This window comes from Amycolatopsis sp. MEPSY49 (genome assembly GCF_051337345.1).
Taxonomy (GTDB): domain Bacteria; phylum Actinomycetota; class Actinomycetes; order Mycobacteriales; family Pseudonocardiaceae; genus Amycolatopsis.
The window spans coordinates 60192-74909 of the sequence record NZ_JBDLYJ010000024.1 but is presented as its reverse complement, the minus strand read 5'-3'; the positions used below and the strand labels follow the sequence as shown (position 1 = coordinate 74909).

At 70.6% G+C, this 14718-nt stretch carries 13 protein-coding genes; 6 read left to right on the top strand and 7 right to left on the bottom strand.

Going from position 1 to position 14718, the window contains the following annotated elements; translation table 11 throughout:
• Positions 1-11 precede the first annotated feature (11 nt).
• Positions 12-443 (bottom strand): DUF3052 domain-containing protein, encoded by a 432-nt coding sequence (locus ABFJ78_RS48835; protein ID WP_086672523.1) that lies wholly within the window; start codon positions 441-443, stop codon positions 12-14.
• Between the two features lie 417 nt (positions 444-860).
• On the opposite strand from ABFJ78_RS48835, the gene aceE reads away from it, so the two are divergent.
• Together aceE and ABFJ78_RS48825 are read left to right on the top strand one after the other, a co-directional pair.
• Positions 861-3656 carry a pyruvate dehydrogenase (acetyl-transferring), homodimeric type gene (aceE, locus tag ABFJ78_RS48830; RefSeq protein ID WP_436394455.1) on the top strand — a complete coding sequence of 932 codons (2796 nt, stop codon included), beginning with the start codon at positions 861-863 and terminating at the stop codon, positions 3654-3656.
• Between the two features lie 84 nt (positions 3657-3740).
• Positions 3741-4952: an alpha-hydroxy acid oxidase gene (locus tag ABFJ78_RS48825; RefSeq protein WP_436394476.1), complete on the top strand. Its 1212-nt coding sequence runs from the start codon at positions 3741-3743 to the stop codon at positions 4950-4952.
• 4 nt (positions 4953-4956) lie between these two features.
• On the opposite strand, the gene ABFJ78_RS48820 is transcribed toward ABFJ78_RS48825, so the two are convergent.
• Positions 4957-5703: an SDR family oxidoreductase gene (locus ABFJ78_RS48820; protein ID WP_436394475.1), complete on the bottom strand. Its 747-nt coding sequence runs from the start codon at positions 5701-5703 to the stop codon at positions 4957-4959.
• A 79-nt stretch (positions 5704-5782) separates the two neighbouring features.
• On the opposite strand from ABFJ78_RS48820, the gene ABFJ78_RS48815 reads away from it, so the two are divergent.
• Positions 5783-6373, top strand: coding sequence for a TetR/AcrR family transcriptional regulator (locus ABFJ78_RS48815; protein WP_436394454.1), 591 nt, complete (start codon positions 5783-5785; stop codon positions 6371-6373).
• Between the two features lie 118 nt (positions 6374-6491).
• A complete protein-coding gene (locus ABFJ78_RS48810; protein WP_436394453.1) occupies positions 6492-8108 on the top strand; it encodes an L-lactate permease in 1617 nt (538 codons plus the stop codon).
• Here the strand turns inward: ABFJ78_RS48810 and ABFJ78_RS48805 are convergent.
• The 5 genes from ABFJ78_RS48805 to ABFJ78_RS48785 form a co-directional block, all read right to left on the bottom strand.
• Positions 8089-8724 (bottom strand): nicotinamide mononucleotide transporter family protein, encoded by a 636-nt coding sequence (locus ABFJ78_RS48805; RefSeq protein WP_436394452.1) that lies wholly within the window; start codon positions 8722-8724, stop codon positions 8089-8091. The two genes, ABFJ78_RS48810 and ABFJ78_RS48805, sit on opposite strands and share 20 nt — an antisense overlap.
• A 54-nt stretch (positions 8725-8778) precedes the next feature.
• The gene (locus ABFJ78_RS48800; protein WP_436394451.1) at positions 8779-9492 is read right to left on the bottom strand and encodes an MOSC domain-containing protein; all 714 of its coding nucleotides are present in this window, start codon (positions 9490-9492) and stop codon (positions 8779-8781) included.
• A gap of 63 nt (positions 9493-9555) precedes the next feature.
• Positions 9556-10329, bottom strand: a complete 774-nt coding sequence (locus ABFJ78_RS48795) for a mechanosensitive ion channel family protein (protein WP_372670849.1) — start codon at positions 10327-10329, stop codon at positions 9556-9558.
• Positions 10330-10582: 253 nt separating this feature from the next.
• Entirely contained in the window at positions 10583-11803 is a 1221-nt protein-coding gene (locus tag ABFJ78_RS48790) for an ABC transporter permease (RefSeq protein ID WP_436394450.1), read from the bottom strand.
• The gene (locus ABFJ78_RS48785) at positions 11800-12708 is read right to left on the bottom strand and encodes an ABC transporter ATP-binding protein (RefSeq protein ID WP_436394449.1); all 909 of its coding nucleotides are present in this window, start codon (positions 12706-12708) and stop codon (positions 11800-11802) included. Before ABFJ78_RS48785 ends, ABFJ78_RS48790 begins: the two co-directional genes overlap by 4 nt.
• Before the next feature lie 130 nt (positions 12709-12838).
• Here ABFJ78_RS48785 and ABFJ78_RS48780 point away from each other — a divergent pair, with 130 nt between their 5' ends.
• On the top strand, positions 12839-14053 hold the full coding sequence (locus ABFJ78_RS48780; RefSeq protein ID WP_436394448.1) for a PucR family transcriptional regulator: 1215 nt from the start codon (positions 12839-12841) through the stop codon (positions 14051-14053).
• An 83-nt stretch (positions 14054-14136) separates the two neighbouring features.
• A complete protein-coding gene (locus ABFJ78_RS48775) occupies positions 14137-14574 on the top strand; it encodes a VOC family protein (protein WP_436394447.1) in 438 nt (145 codons plus the stop codon).
• The last annotated feature ends 144 nt before the right edge of the window (positions 14575-14718 follow it).

The following is a 14718-nucleotide window of genomic DNA, read 5'->3' as shown; positions in this document are numbered from 1 at the left end:
GCGGGACCGGTTCAGCGCTGCTTGGACTTGGACTTCGGGGAGACCAGGCGAGTCCCGATCCAGTTCGCCCCGACGCTCATGTTGGCGGTCTGGGCCAGCCCGACGGCCGGCACGGCTTCGGCGATCTCGCTCGGTTCGACGTGTCCCGGCTGCCCCGTCTTGGGGGTCAGCACCCAGATGACGCCGGTCTCCTCCAGGGGGCCCCTGGCGTCGATGAGCGCGTCGCCCAGGTCGCCGTCGTCTTCGCGCCACCACAGCAGCACCACGTCGATGACCTCGTCCGCGTCCTCGTCGAGGATGTCCCCGCCGATCTGCTCCTCGATCGCCGCGCGGAGGTCGTCGTCGACGTCCTCGTCCCAGCCGATCTCCTGGACCACCATCTCGGGCTTGATGCCGAGCCTCTCGGCGACGCTGCTCTGATCAGCGTCTCCCGCGGCGACCACTGCTTTCACTCCTCCAACTACGACGGAGTGTGGCGTCCGACACCCCTGGAGAGGGTACGGCGGCGCCACACTCGGCGACCCGGTTGCCGATAGCGAACACTGGTAGGGCTCCGCGCGCAACCGTCCACACCGGATCTTTGACAACTCGTGTCGCAGGATACGGCCCGCGACCGGCCGTCCGCGACGGCGTTTCGGGTGCCTCGCGCGACCGGCGTGCCACCCCATCGGGTGCCGTCCCCTAGGGTGGTGGAGAAGAAAACGCGCGCGCGATACACCGCGCGCGGGGAGCGGCTCGACCGGGCCGGTCTATGTTACCGCCAAGTAGCGGTGCGGAAGCCGGGACGGAAGACGACGATGGAGAGTCGTACACCCCCGAGTACGAGCACCACCGGCTACAACTTTTCGCAAGGAGACCCCTTGGCCCCGCAGAACGACGGCGCCTCCGGCAAGGAGACCCCGGCACGCGTACGCGTCATCCGTGACGGACTGGCGGCGCACCTGCCCGACATCGACCCGGAGGAGACCGCCGAGTGGCTGGACTCCTTCGACGAGGCTCTGGCGAGGGGCGGGCAGCAGCGGGCCAGGTACCTGATGCTGCGCATCCTCGAGCGGGCCCGTGAGCGGAACGTCGGCGTCCCCGCGCTGACCTCGACGGACTACGTCAACACCATCCCCACCGAGAACGAACCCTGGTTCCCCGGTGACGAGGACATCGAGCGCCGCTACCGCGCGTGGATCCGGTGGAACGCGGCGATCATGGTGCACCGCGCGCAGCGCCCCGGCGTCGGCGTCGGCGGCCACATCTCGACCTACGCCTCCTCCGCCGCGCTCTACGAAGTGGGCTTCAACCACTTCTTCCGCGGCAAGGACCACTCCGGCGGCGGCGACCAGATCTACATCCAGGGCCACGCCTCCCCCGGCATCTACGCCCGCGCGTTCCTCGAGGGCCGCCTGAGCGAGCAGCAGCTCGACGGCTTCCGCCAGGAGTACAGCCACGCCGGCGAGGGCGGCGGCCTGCCGTCGTACCCGCACCCGCGGCTGATGCCGGACTTCTGGGAGAACCCGACGGTGTCCATGGGCCTCGGCCCGATGAACGCCATCTACCAGGCCCGGTTCAACCGCTACCTGCGCGACCGCGGCATCAAGAACACCGACGACCAGCACGTCTGGGCGTTCCTCGGCGACGGCGAGATGGACGAGGCCGAGTCCCGCGGCCTGATCCACGTCGCGGCCGGCGAGGGCCTCGACAACCTGACCTTCGTGATCAACTGCAACCTGCAGCGGCTCGACGGCCCGGTGCGCGGCAACGGCAAGATCATCCAGGAGCTGGAGTCGTACTTCCGCGGCGCCGGCTGGAACGTCATCAAGGTGATCTGGGGCCGCGAGTGGGACTCGCTGCTGCACGCCGACCGCGACGGCGCGCTGGTCAACCTGATGAACGTGACGCCGGACGGCGACTACCAGACGTACAAGGCCAACGACGGCGCCTTCGTCCGCGAGCACTTCTTCGGCCGCGACCCGCGGACGAAGGACCTGGTCAAGGACCTCTCCGACGCCGACATCTGGAACCTCAAGCGCGGCGGCCACGACTACCGCAAGGTGTACGCGGCCTACAAGTCGGCGCTGGAGCACCACGGCCAGCCGACGGTCATCCTGGCCCACACGATCAAGGGCTACGGCCTGGGCCCGGCGTTCGAGGGCCGCAACGCCACGCACCAGATGAAGAAGCTCACCCTCGACGACCTCAAGCTGTTCCGCGACTCGCAGCGGATCCCGATCAGCGACGAGGAGCTCGAGCGCGACCCGAAGCTGCCGCCGTACTACCACCCGGGCGCCAACTCGCCCGAGATCGAGTACCTGATCGGCCGCCGCAAGGCGCTCGGCGGCTTCCTGCCGGAACGCCGCCCGAAGGCCGCCAAGGCCCTCGTGCTGCCCGGCGACAAGGTCTACGAGGGCATCCGGAAGGGCTCCGGCAAGCAGGAGGTCGCCACGACGATGGCGTTCGTCCGGCTGGTCCGCGAGCTGGCGAAGGACTCCGAGATCGGCAAGCGGGTCGTCCCGATCATCCCGGACGAGGCCCGCACCTTCGGCCTCGACTCGATGTTCCCGACGGCCAAGATCTACAACCCGCACGGCCAGACCTACACCTCGGTCGACGCGAGCCTGATGCTGGCCTACAAGGAGTCCGAGAAGGGCCAGCTGCTGCACGAGGGCATCAACGAGGCGGGCTCGACCGCGTCGTTCACCGCCGTCGGCACGTCGTACGCGACGCACGGCGAGCCGATGATCCCGATCTACATCTTCTACTCGATGTTCGGGTTCCAGCGGACCGGTGACGGCCTCTACGCCGCCGCCGACCAGATGGCCCGCGGGTTCGTCCTCGGCGCCACCGCCGGTCGCACCACGCTGACCGGTGAGGGCCTGCAGCACGCCGACGGGCACTCGCTGCTGCTGGCGGCGACCAACCCGGCCGCGGTGGCCTACGACCCGGCGTGGTCGTTCGAGATCGCGCACATCGTGAAGGACGGCCTGCGCCGGATGTACGGCGAGACCGGCCCGGACGGCAACGGCGAGAACGTCTTCTACTACATGACGATCTACAACGAGCCGTACCAGCAGCCCGCCGAGCCGGAGAACCTCGACGTCGACGGCCTGCTGAAGGGTCTGTACAAGTACGCCGACGCCCCGGAGGGCGACGGTCCGGAGGTGCAGATCCTGGTCTCGGGCGTCACGATGCCGGACGCGCTCAAGGCGCAGAAGCTGCTGGCCGACGAGTGGGGCGTGCGGGCCGCGGTGTGGTCGGCCACGTCGTGGACCGAGCTGCGGCGCGAGGCCGTCGAGATCGACCACGACAACCTGCTCTACCCGGGCAGCGAGCCGCGCGTGCCGTACGTCACCGAGGCGCTCAAGGGCGCGAACGGGCCGGTCGTGGCGGTGTCGGACTGGATGCGCGCGGTGCCGGACCTGATCCGCCCGTACGTCCCGACCGACATGCTCACCCTCGGCACGGACGGCTTCGGCTTCTCCGACACCCGGCCGGCGGCGCGGCGGAAGTTCCTGGTCGACGCCGAGTCGATCACGGTCGGCGCCCTGTCGATCCTCGCCAAGCGCGGCGAGGTCGACCAGGCGAAGGTTCTCGAAGCGGCCACGAAGTACCGGCTCGACGACATCGCGGCCGCCGGGCCGCAGACGTCGGACGCCGGGAACGCGTGACCTGGTGCTAGAAAGGACCCGGCAGACATCTGATGTCTGCCGGGTCCTGCTCGCTGTGCAGGCTGTTCAAGGGAGTTGATGAAGGTGACGAAGCGCCGGCTGCCCAAACCGGATGAGCTGAAGCAGATCCTGCGGCCCAAGCCGATCGTGCTGAACCCGACCGAACGGCGGCTGGCGAACGCGCACACCATCGCCGACCTGCGGATGGCCGCGCGCAAGCGCACCCCGCGGGCGGCCTTCGACTACACCGACGGCGCGGCCGAGCTCGAGGACAGCCTGCGCCGCGCGCGGCAGGCGTACCGCCGGGTCGAGTTCCACCCGAACGTCCTGCGCGGGGTGTCCGATGTGGACACGACCCGCGAGATCCTGGGCAAGACGTCGGCACTGCCGTTCGCCTTCGCCCCCACCGGGTTCACGCGGATGATGCAGCACGAAGGCGAGATCGCGGTGGCCCGCGTCGCCGAGCGCAACGGCATCCCGATGGGCCTCTCGACGATGGCGACGACGTCGATCGAAGACCTGGCGGCGGCCGCGCCGGGCGCCCGCAAGTGGTTCCAGCTCTACGTCTGGCGCGACCACGGCGCCGGCGAAGATCTGATGAATCGGGCATGGAAAAACGGCTTCGACACGCTGATGCTGACCGTGGACACCCCGGTCGGCGGCGCGCGCCTGCGCGACGTCCGCAACGGCCTGACGATCCCGCCGGCGCTGACGCTCAAGACGTTCCTCGACGGCGCGATGCACCCGGCGTGGTGGTTCAACCTGCTCACCACCGAGCCGCTGAACTTCGCCTCGCTCAGCCACTTCGACGGCACCGTCGCCGAGCTGCTGAACAAGCTCTTCGACCCGACGCTGAACTTCGACGACCTCGACTGGGTCCGCCAGACCTGGCCCGGAAAGCTCGTCGTCAAGGGCGTGCAGAACGTCGACGACGCCCGCGACGTCGTGAAGCACGGCGCGGACGCCGTCCTGCTGTCCAACCACGGCGGCCGCCAGCTCGACCGCGCCCCGACGCCCCTGGAACTGCTGCCCGCGGTGCTGGACGAGATCCAGGGCGGCGCCGAGGTCTGGATCGACACGGGCATCCTGTCGGGCGGCGACATCGTCGCGGCGATCGCCCGCGGTGCCGACGCGGTGCTCGTCGGCCGCGCGTTCCTGTACGGCCTGATGGCCGGCGGCGAGCGCGGGGTCCAGCGGTGCGTCGACATCCTGCGCACGGAGATGGTCCGCACGATGCAGCTGCTCGGCGTCCGGACGCTGAAGGACCTGACGCCGAGCCACGCGACCCTGCGTTGAAACGTTAAACCTGCGCCTGGCCACCGTCGACGAAGAACTCGACGCCGTTGACGAAGCTCGACTCGCCGGTGGCCAGGAACAACGCGGCGGCCGCGATCTCCGCCGGGTCGCCGAGCCGGCCCAGCGGGACCTCCGCCACCAGCCCGTCGACCAGCGCCTGCTGTCCCTCGTCGGGGACGAGGCCGAGCAGCCCCGGGGTGCGCGTCGGTCCCGGGCTCAGGACGTTGACCCGCGTCCCGGTTCCCTTCAGGTCGAGCGCCCAGCTGCGGGCGAAGTTGCGCACCGCCGCCTTGGTCGCCGCGTAGACGCTGAAGGCCGGGCTGACCCGCGTCGACGTCGTCGAGCCGGTGAGGATGATCGACGCGTTCTCGTTCAGCAGCGGCAACGCCTTCTGGACGGCGAAGAGGACGCCCTTGACGTTCGTGCCGAACGTGGCGTCGAACTGCTCCTCGGTGATCTCGCCGAGCGGCGCGAAGCTGCCGCCACCCGAATTGGCGACCAGGACGTCCAGCCCGCGGCCGCGCTCGGCGACGGCACGGTAGACCGCGTCGAGGTCGGCGAGGTTCGCCGAGTCCGCCCGGATCGCCGTCACGCTGCCGCCGATCTCCGCCACGGCGTCGTCGAGCACCTCCTTGCGGCGCCCGGTGATGAAGACGTGCGCTCCTTCGGCCGCGAACCGCTTCGCGACGGCGAGCCCGATGCCGGTGCCGCCACCGGTGACGACGGCCGTCTTGTTCTCCAGCTGCACGATGCCTCCCGAATTCTTGACTATCTCGTCCAGAACGTACGCCGTTCTGGACGAGATAGTCAAGAACGCTTATCCTGGACCCATGGCGAGACCCCGGAGCTTCGACGAGGCAGCGGTCCTGCGCACGGCGCGGGACCAGTTCTGGGAACACGGTTACGCCGGCACGAAGGTCGACGACCTCGCCGCCGCGACCGGCCTCGGCAAGGGCAGCCTCTACGGCGCCTTCGGCGACAAGCACGCGCTCTACCTGCGGGTCTACGATTACTACTGCACCGAATCGACCGACGGCGTCCGGCGCCGGCTCGAAGGCCCCGACGAAACGGCCCACCGGCGGCTCGCCGACCACGTGCGAGCCATCGCCGAGTCGGTCGTCGCCGACCGGGAGCGCCGCGGCTGCCTGATGGCCAAGGGTGCGGCCGAGTGCTCCGAACACGACGAGGCCGTCGCCACGCGGACCCGGCGGGCATTCGGCGACCTGCAGGAATACCTGACGGCGTGCATCGCGGGCGCGCAGCGCGCGGGCGACATCGCCGCCGACGCCGACCCCGCCCACCTGGCCGGCCTCGTCCTGGCGGTCCTGCGCGGCCTGGAAGCACTGGGCAAGGGAGGCGTCGAACCGGACGACATCCGCGCGATCGCCGAGACCGCCCTCGCCGTGCTGCCGAAGCCGTGAAGCGCTGACCCGTTGGGCCAACCGGTCTCAAGTTCTTGACGGACCGACCGGTTTGTGACGAAGATCTCGGGCACCCGCCGAAAGGCCGTTTTCGCATCGTGGAAAACGGAGGTCGCCCGTGTTCGTGCAGGATCTGACTCCCCTCGGTTCGCTCGGCCTGTCGGCGCTCGTCGCCGTGCTGCCGCTGGCCACCGTCCTCGTGCTCCTCGGCGCCGTCCGGATGCGGGCGCACCACGCGGCCCTCATCGGGCTGCTCGTCGCGCTCGTCGTCGGGATCGCCGCCTACGGCATGCCGATCGTCCAAGCCGTCTCCGGCGCGCTGCAGGGCGCCGCGTTCGGGCTGTGGCCGATCATGTGGATCGTCGTCAACGCGCTGTGGATCTACCGGCTCACCGTGCGGACCGGGCACTTCGACGTCCTGCGCCGCTCGTTCGGCCGGGTCTCCGACGACCCGCGGATCCAGGCGCTGATCATCGCCTTCTGCTTCGGCGCCCTCATGGAGGCCCTCGCCGGCTTCGGGGCGCCGGTCGCGATCAGCGCCGTCATGCTGGTCGCCGTCGGCTTCCACCCGGTGAAGGCCGCCGTCGTCGCGCTCGTCGCGAACACCGCGCCGGTCGCGTTCGGCGCGATGGGCACGCCAGTCGTCACGCTCGCGCAGGTCACCGGCCTGCCGCTGCAGGACGTCTCCTCGATCGTCGGCCGCCAGACGCCGCTGCTCGCGCTGGTCGTCCCGCTGCTGCTGGTGATCATCGTCGACGGCAAGCGCGGCCTGAAGGACACCTGGCTGCCCGCGCTGGTCTGCGGCGTCGCGTTCGGGCTCGTGCAGTTCCTCGCGTCCAACTACGTGGCGCCGCAGCTGGCCGACATCGGGGCCGCGCTCGCCGGCGCCGCCGCGCTGGTCGCGCTCCCCCAGAGCCGCCGCCCGGTGCCCGAAGCCGTCCGGATCAGCATCGGCAGCGGCGGGACGGCGACCGAAGAAGCGCCGCCGGAAGACTCCCGCAACGACGTCGTCAAGGCCTACCTGCCCTACGCGCTGATCATCGTGATCTTTTCCCTCGCCGTGCTGCCGCCGATCAAGAAGCTGCTGGACAAGGCGACCTGGAAGTTCCACTGGCCGGGCCTGAACGTCGCCGGGCCGAACGGGAAACCGGTGTCCGGCAACACGTTCTCGCTGCCGTTCCTCAACACCGGCGGCACGCTCGTGCTGCTGGCCGGGATCATCACGGCCGCGATCCTGGCCGTCTCGGCGAGCGGCACGGTGCAGGAATGGCTCGCCACGGTCAAGGAGCTGCGGTACGCGATCCTCACCGTGACCGGGGTGCTCGCGCTGGCCTACGTGATGAACCTGTCCGGCCAGACCACGACGATCGGCACGTTCATCGCGGCCGCCGGCGCCGGTTTGGCGTTCCTGTCGCCGGTGCTGGGCTGGTTCGGCGTCGCCGTCTCGGGCTCGGACACCTCGGCGAACGCGCTCTTCGGCGCGCTGCAGGTGACGGCGGCGAACAAGACGGGCCTGGCCGCGGACCTGCTGGCCGCGGCCAACAGCTCCGGCGGCGTCCTCGGCAAGATGGTCTCCCCGCAGAACCTCACGATCGCCTGCGTGGCGGCGAACCTGCCCGGCGAAGAGGGCAAGCTGCTGCGGAAGGTGCTGCCGTGGAGCGTGGGGCTGCTGCTGGTGATGTGCCTCATCGTGCTCGGGCAGAGCACGGCGGTGCTCAGCTGGATGCTGCCATGACCCGCTGGCCGGCCACGCGCTTGGCGGAGCGGTTCCAGCTCCACCAGCCGTGGACGACGAGCCCGGCGAAGACGATGTAGATCGCGGCCGAGAAGTACAGCCCGGACGAGATCTGCAGCGGCACGCCGATCGCGTCGACGACCAGCCAGACCAGCCAGAACTCGACCAGCCCGGCACCCTGCGCCCCGAAGGCGACGAGCGTGCCGACGAAGATGGCGGCGTCCGGCCAGGGCGCCCAGGAGGCGTTCAGCGCGTCGAGGACCAGGGCCATCACGGTGGTCCCGGCGACGAAGGCGCCGAGCATGGCCAGCCGTTCGACGAGCCTGCCCTGCCGGACGACGACGCCGAAGACGGGGTCCTGGCGGCGGGTCCAGGCCCACCAGCCGTAGACGGAGATGGCGAGGATGGCGACCTGGCGGGCGGCGAGCCCGCCGAGGTGCGCGGAGGCGTAGACGGCGAAGAGCAGCACGGTGGCCCCGACCTGCACGGGCCACGTCCACAAGGTGCGACGCTGCGCGAGGAACACGACGGCGAGCGCGAACACCTGCCCGGCGAGCTCCGCGATCGAGATCCACTGACCGAGCACCGTGATTCCGTGGTGCAGCAGGAAATCCACCTGACGCCCCTTTCGTCCTACGGCATCAAACATGCTCCGCGGGGGGTGAATTCCCTAGAGACTGTGAGCCGCGGAACATCCCACCTCGTGGACGTCGCCGAGGCGGAGCGTCCCGCCGCGGACGACGCGGGTCTGGACGCCGAAGGTGACGTCGTTGACGTCGGAGATCGTCTTGAGCAACCCGGGCGCGGCCGGCAGGCCGTCGGCCGGCAGCCCGACCATCACGCAGCGGAAAGCCTTGCGGAGGACCTCCAGCTCGACCTCGCCGAGCCGGATCCGCTCCCCCACCCAGGCCTCTTCGGTGCGCTCCGGCGCCGAACCGGTGTCGAGCAGGACGTTGGCCCGGAACCGCCGCTCGTCGAGCGCGACGCCGGGGGCGCGCTCGGCCAGCCACGCCAGCGACGACGTCGTGACCAGGTGCAGCGGCGCTTCGTCGTGGTGCGGGACGTCGGCTTCCTTCGCCAGCTCGACCCCCGGGAGGCCCAGCGCGGCGGCGATCTCCCCGCTCGCGGTGGCGCCGCGGACCTCGCGGCCGTCCGGGAGGGTCACCACCGGGACGTCGCCGTCGTACCGCGCGGCGAACGCGTGCAGGCCGGGCATCCGCCGGAACCGGCGGGAGTTCTTGCCGCTGCCGAACTTGCCGTCGGCGTCGCGGACGGCGTACAGGCGGTCGCCGTCGAGCCCGCGCTCGCCGACCACCACCTCGGCCAGCCGTTCGCCCGCCATCGACTTCACCGGATAGCGCCAGAGCGCCGCCACGACCCCCATCGCCCCAGGGTAGACCGCGGAAGGGCCCGGCGGCTTCCTCGTCCGCCGGGCCCTTCCGCCGGCTCAGATCTGGGGACGCGGGGTGCCCGCCGGCGGAGTCGGCGTGTTGTCCGCGCCCACCGGCGTCCGGGGCCGCTCGGCGGTGCCCATCTCGCCGGTGCGCTGCTTCGGCGTCTCCAGCTGGTGCTCCATGTTCGCCATCCAGCCGCGCCAGCGGTCCTGGGCCGGCTTGATCAGACCGCCGCCGAAACCGACCACGATCACGCCGCCGATCGTCGCGAGCACCGCGATCAGCACCGGGCCGGTGATCGCCGTCGCGATGTTGACCTGGCCGAGCGCCGCGATGATGCCGAACGCCATGATCAGCCAGTAGGCACCCAGCGACAGCGGCCGCGCCGCACCCCGGCCGGACAGCGCCGACGCGACGACGTCACGCACGACCTTCGCGATGGCCGCGGCGACCACGACGAGCACCAGCGCGACCACGATCCGCGGCAGGAACGCGATGATGTCGTTGAGCAACTGGCTCACCGGGTTGGTCGGCCCGAACACCCCGAACGCCAGCTGCAGCGCGATCAGCAGGATGAAGTAGTAGACCAATTTGACGAGGATCCCCGTCGCGTCGATCTTCTGCTGCCCGATCTTCCCGCTCAGCCCCGTCCGCTCGACCAGTTTCCCGAATCCGGCTTTCCCGAGCACGAGCGCCAGCCCTTTCGAGACGGCTTTCGCGATCAACCAGCCGATCAGCAGGATGATCAGGAATCCCACGAGTTTCGGGACGAACGTGGCCACCATGTTCCACGCCTGCCCGAGCCCGTCTTTCAGTTGCTCGCCCATACCGACTCCCTCCACGGATTTGCACCGGATCGTCGATCAAGTACCCACGGGCGGCAACTCGTGCGCCCCACGATCGAGTGAGACGACTGGCGCGCGAAGATCACCCGCGGCCATACTGGTTTCACCGGTGGGGACCGGGGAGACGAGGCCGTCCGGCGCAGCGAAAACCGCGAGCGCCGGGCGGCCTCGAGCATTGTCCGGACAAAGAAACCGGCCCCCGGGTGTCCGGGGGCCGGTGAACGATCGGCGAACTTCAGGCGGCGCGCAGCGCGTCCCGCAGTTTCACCTTCGCGCCGGTGCGCATCACCGCATTCCGGTAGATCCGCGCGGCCAGCCAGATCAGTCCCGGAATCATCAGCACCACGAGCCCCACCGACACCACGGCCTCCCACACCGGCACCCCGCCCATCGCCAGCCGCATCGGCATCAGCGTCGGCGAAAAGACCGGGATCACGGAAAGCACTTCGACGAACGTGTTTCCCGGATCCGACGGCAGCACGGAAATGCCGATCACGTACCCGGCGATCACGAACATCAACGCGGGCATCGTCGCCCCGCCGACGTCCTCCTGACGCGAAACCAGCGCTCCGAGCGCCGCGAACACGATCGAGTACATGAAGAACCCGAGCAGGTACCACACGACCAGCCAGACGACCGTGCCCACGGCCGCCGAAACGGAGATGGTCAGCGTGCCGGTCGCCAGGCCGGTGACGACGCCGCCGACCCCGATCACCAGCATCTGGATCAGCCCGACCACTCCGATGCCGAGCACCTTCCCGGCCATCAGCTGCCACGGCTTGATCGTCGAGAGCAGCAGCTCCACCACCCGGGACGTCTTCTCCTCGACGACCCCCTGCGCGACGCTCTGGCCGTTGATCATCAGCGACAGGTAGATCAGGATGCCCGCGATGATGCCCAGCACGAGCTGCTGGCCGTTGTAGTCGTACGGCTGCTCCAGCGGCGGGTCCTGGACGAACTTCGCGCTCGCGACGGCGCTTTCGAACTGCGCCGGGTTGCCGCCCAGCGCCGTGATCTGCTGGTCGAGCGCGACCTGGCGGGCCACCAGCTGCAGGACGTTCGCGAGCTTGCCGTCGAGGTCCTTCTTGACCTGGACGTGCACGCTCTTGCCGTCGCCGGTGAGCAGCGCGTCGAGCGAGCCGTCGGCCAGCTTCGCGCGCCCGGCGGCCTCGTCGGCGACCTGCGTGGTTTCGATGTTCTCGTCGACGGCCTGCCCGGACGCCTTCAGCGGCGCCGAGAACCCGGCGGTGGCCGCGGTGTAGCCGACCTTCGCGTCGGCGTCGCTCCCGCCGGAGATCAGCTTGAGCAGCACGATGCCGACCACGATCAGCAGCAGCATGACGACGGTGGCGACGCGGAACGCCTTCGACTGGACGCGGGTGCTGATCTCGCGCGAAGCGACCAGACCGACGGCGGCCGTGGGGCTCATCCGGACGTCCGGGACCGGGGTGCTCATGCCGGGACCTCCTCGGTCGTGACGACGGAACGGAACAGCTCGGTCAGCGACGGCTGCTCGCGCGCGAACTCGCGGACCGGCCCGGTGGCCAGCGCGGCCTTGAGGACCGCCTGGTCGTCGGCGCGGTCACCCAGTTCGAGCTCGGTGACCGGGCCCGTCCGGCCGAGCACCTTCACCCCGGCCAGGCCGTCGGCCCAGCCGTCGGCGGCCTCGGGCGCGTCGACGCGCAACCGCACCGCGCCGCCGGCCCGCAGCTCGTCCACCGTCCCCTTGGCGACCATCTGTCCACTCCGGACGATCCCGACCCGGTCGCACAGCCGCTCCACCAGGTCGAGCTGGTGGCTGGAGAACACGACCGGCACGCCCTCGGCGGCCTTTTCCTTGAGCACCTGGCTCATCACGTCGACCGCGACCGGGTCGAGGCCCGAGAACGGCTCGTCGAGCACCAGGATCCGCGGCTCGTGCACCAGCGCCGCGGCCAGCTGGACGCGCTGCTGGTTGCCGAGCGACAGCTTCTGCACCTCGTCGTCGCGGCGGCCGGCCACGCCGAGCCGTTCGGTCCACTTCTCCGCCGACTTCCGCGCGTCCGCGGCCGGCATGCCGTGCAGCCGCGCGAGGTAGGTCAGCTGCTCGGCGACCTTCATTCGCGGGTAGAGGCCGCGTTCTTCGGGCATGTACCCGATGTGGCGGCGCGTTTCGTGCGTCACCGGCTCGCCGTCGTAGCGGACTTCGCCGCCGTCTGCGGACAGCACGCCCAGCGCGATGCGCATGGTCGTGGTCTTTCCGGCGCCGTTGCTGCCGACGAAGCCGAAAAGCTCCCCGGGCCGGACATCGAACGTCATTTCCCGCAAAGCGACCACGTCGCCGTAGCGTTTGGAGACCCTGTCGATCTCTAAACCGGTCATGCCGGTTCCCCCGTTTCCATCCCTGATTTCCCCCGCCCGTGATCCTAGGCACCCCGTACACGCCCCGCCTACCGGCAGACGTTGCCACCGACGGCTGCGAAAGTTGCGGAGACGTAGGATCGCGTCCGCCATGGATGGAACCACCTCCCCGCGCCGGGTGCCGAAGCACCACGGACTCTCCGCGAAGACGCTTCGGCGGCTGGAGCACGCGTCCGGCCGCCTGGCGAGCGCGAGCATCGCGGTGATGGAGCGGCGGCTGCCGTGGTTCGCCCGGCTGCCCGCCGACCAGCGCGCGAGCGTGCTGCTGATCACCCAGGCGGGCGCCGCGGGCTTCGTCGACTGGCTGCGGGACTCGAAGGAGGCCCTCAAGCTGACGACCGAGGCGTTCCGCGACGCGCCGGCCGAGCTGTCGCGGTGGGTCAGCCTGCGCCAGGCGGTCGGCATGGTGCGCCTGGCCATCGAGGTCTTCGAAGAGCAGCTCCCCGACTTCGCCGCGAACGAGGCCGAACGCGCGGCGCTGATCGAGGGAATCCTGCGCTACGGCCGGGAAATCGCGTTCGCGGCGGCCAACTCCTACGCGGCGGCGGCCGAAGCGCGTGGCGCGTGGGACGCCCGCCTGGAGGCGCTCGTCGTCGACGGGATCGTCCGTGGCGACGCCGAGGAGTCCGTCCTTTCGCGGGCGACGGCCCTGGGCTGGGAGCCGTCGGCGAACGCGACGGTCCTGGTGGGCAACCCGCCGTCGGAGGACCCGCCGACGGTGGTGTTCGAGGTCCGCAGCCGCGCGGCCCGCGTCGGCCGCCCGGTGCTGCTGTCGGTCCAGGGCTCCCGGCTGGTGGTCGTGGTCGGCGGCCCGACCGACGGCGGCGTGAAGGAACGCGAGATCCTCGCCCGGATGTCGGTGGCGTTCGCCGAGGGCCCGGTGGTGGCCGGCCCGACGGTGCCGACGCTGGCCGAAGCGCACCACAGCGCGATCGAGGCGTTGTCGGGGCTGCGCGCGGTGGTCGGCTGGCCGGGCGCGCCCCGGCCGGTCCGGTCGGCGGACCTGCTGCCGGAGCGGGCGTTGTCCGGCGACGCGGAGGCGGAGCGCCTGCTGGTGGACAAGATCGCACGGCCGCTGGAGGAGGCGGGCCCGACGCTGCAGCGCACGGTCGAGGCCTACCTCGAGAGCGGCGGCGTGCTGGAGACGTGCGCGAAGACGCTGTTCGTCCACCCGAACACCGTCCGGTACCGGCTGCGGAAGGCGGCGGACCTGACCGGCTGCCAGCCGACCGACCCGCGGGACGTGCTGGTGCTGCGGATCGCGTTGACGGTCGGGCGGCTCGCGAGGGCCCGCGGGATCTGGTGACCCGGCGCGTGTCGAGAACGGGGCACCGGCTCCGTCCCCGGCGCGGAAGCGGCCACGAGGGCCGCCCGGGACGGGAGTGAACCATGGCGATCCAGCGGATGGACAACGTCGGCATCGTGGTCGACGACCTGGCGGCCGTCGTCGCCTTCTTCGTCGAGCTCGGCCTGGAGCTCGAGGGCGAGGCCACGGTGGGCGGGCCGTCGGTGGACAGCCTCGTCGCCCTCGACGGCGGCCGGTGCGACCTGACCGTGGTGCGCACCCCGGACGGCCACGGCCGGCTCGAGCTGATGAAGTTCCACAGCCCGGCCTCCCCCGCCGCCGGGCCGGGCCGGCCGGTCAACGCCTTCGGGATTCGCCGCATCATGTTCGCCGTGGACGACCTCGACGACGTCCTCGCCCGGCTGCGCCCGCACGGCGCGGAGCTCCTGGGCGAAGTGGTCCGGTACGGCGAGAGCCACCGCCTCGCCTACGTCCGCGGCCCCGAGGGCCTCATCGTCGCGCTCGCGGAGAAGCTGGGCTGAACGGCCCTTCCCGAGACGGGCGTCACGTGATGGACTTAACAGCGAAAGGTGATTGAACCCGACAAGGCATCCGGGTTACGCGCGAGCTTCTCCGGCGCGTCTTTGGAGGGTTCCGACAAAGACGCCGGACAGACACTGTGAACG

What these genes read in the sequence shown, in the direction of transcription:
- ABFJ78_RS48800 (WP_436394451.1), bottom strand. Translation starts at nt 9,492, where the DNA reads ATGGGGGTCGTGGCGGCGCTCTGGCGCTATCCGGTGAAGTCGATGGCG.
- ABFJ78_RS48775 (WP_436394447.1), top strand. Translation starts at nt 14,137, where the DNA reads ATGGCGATCCAGCGGATGGACAACGTCGGCATCGTGGTCGACGACCTG.
- ABFJ78_RS48795 (WP_372670849.1), bottom strand. Translation starts at nt 10,329, where the DNA reads ATGGGCGAGCAACTGAAAGACGGGCTCGGGCAGGCGTGGAACATGGTG.
- ABFJ78_RS48815 (WP_436394454.1), top strand. Translation starts at nt 5,783, where the DNA reads ATGGCGAGACCCCGGAGCTTCGACGAGGCAGCGGTCCTGCGCACGGCG.
- ABFJ78_RS48780 (WP_436394448.1), top strand. Translation starts at nt 12,839, where the DNA reads ATGGATGGAACCACCTCCCCGCGCCGGGTGCCGAAGCACCACGGACTC.
- ABFJ78_RS48790 (WP_436394450.1), bottom strand. Translation starts at nt 11,803, where the DNA reads ATGAGCACCCCGGTCCCGGACGTCCGGATGAGCCCCACGGCCGCCGTC.
- ABFJ78_RS48785 (WP_436394449.1), bottom strand. Translation starts at nt 12,708, where the DNA reads ATGACCGGTTTAGAGATCGACAGGGTCTCCAAACGCTACGGCGACGTG.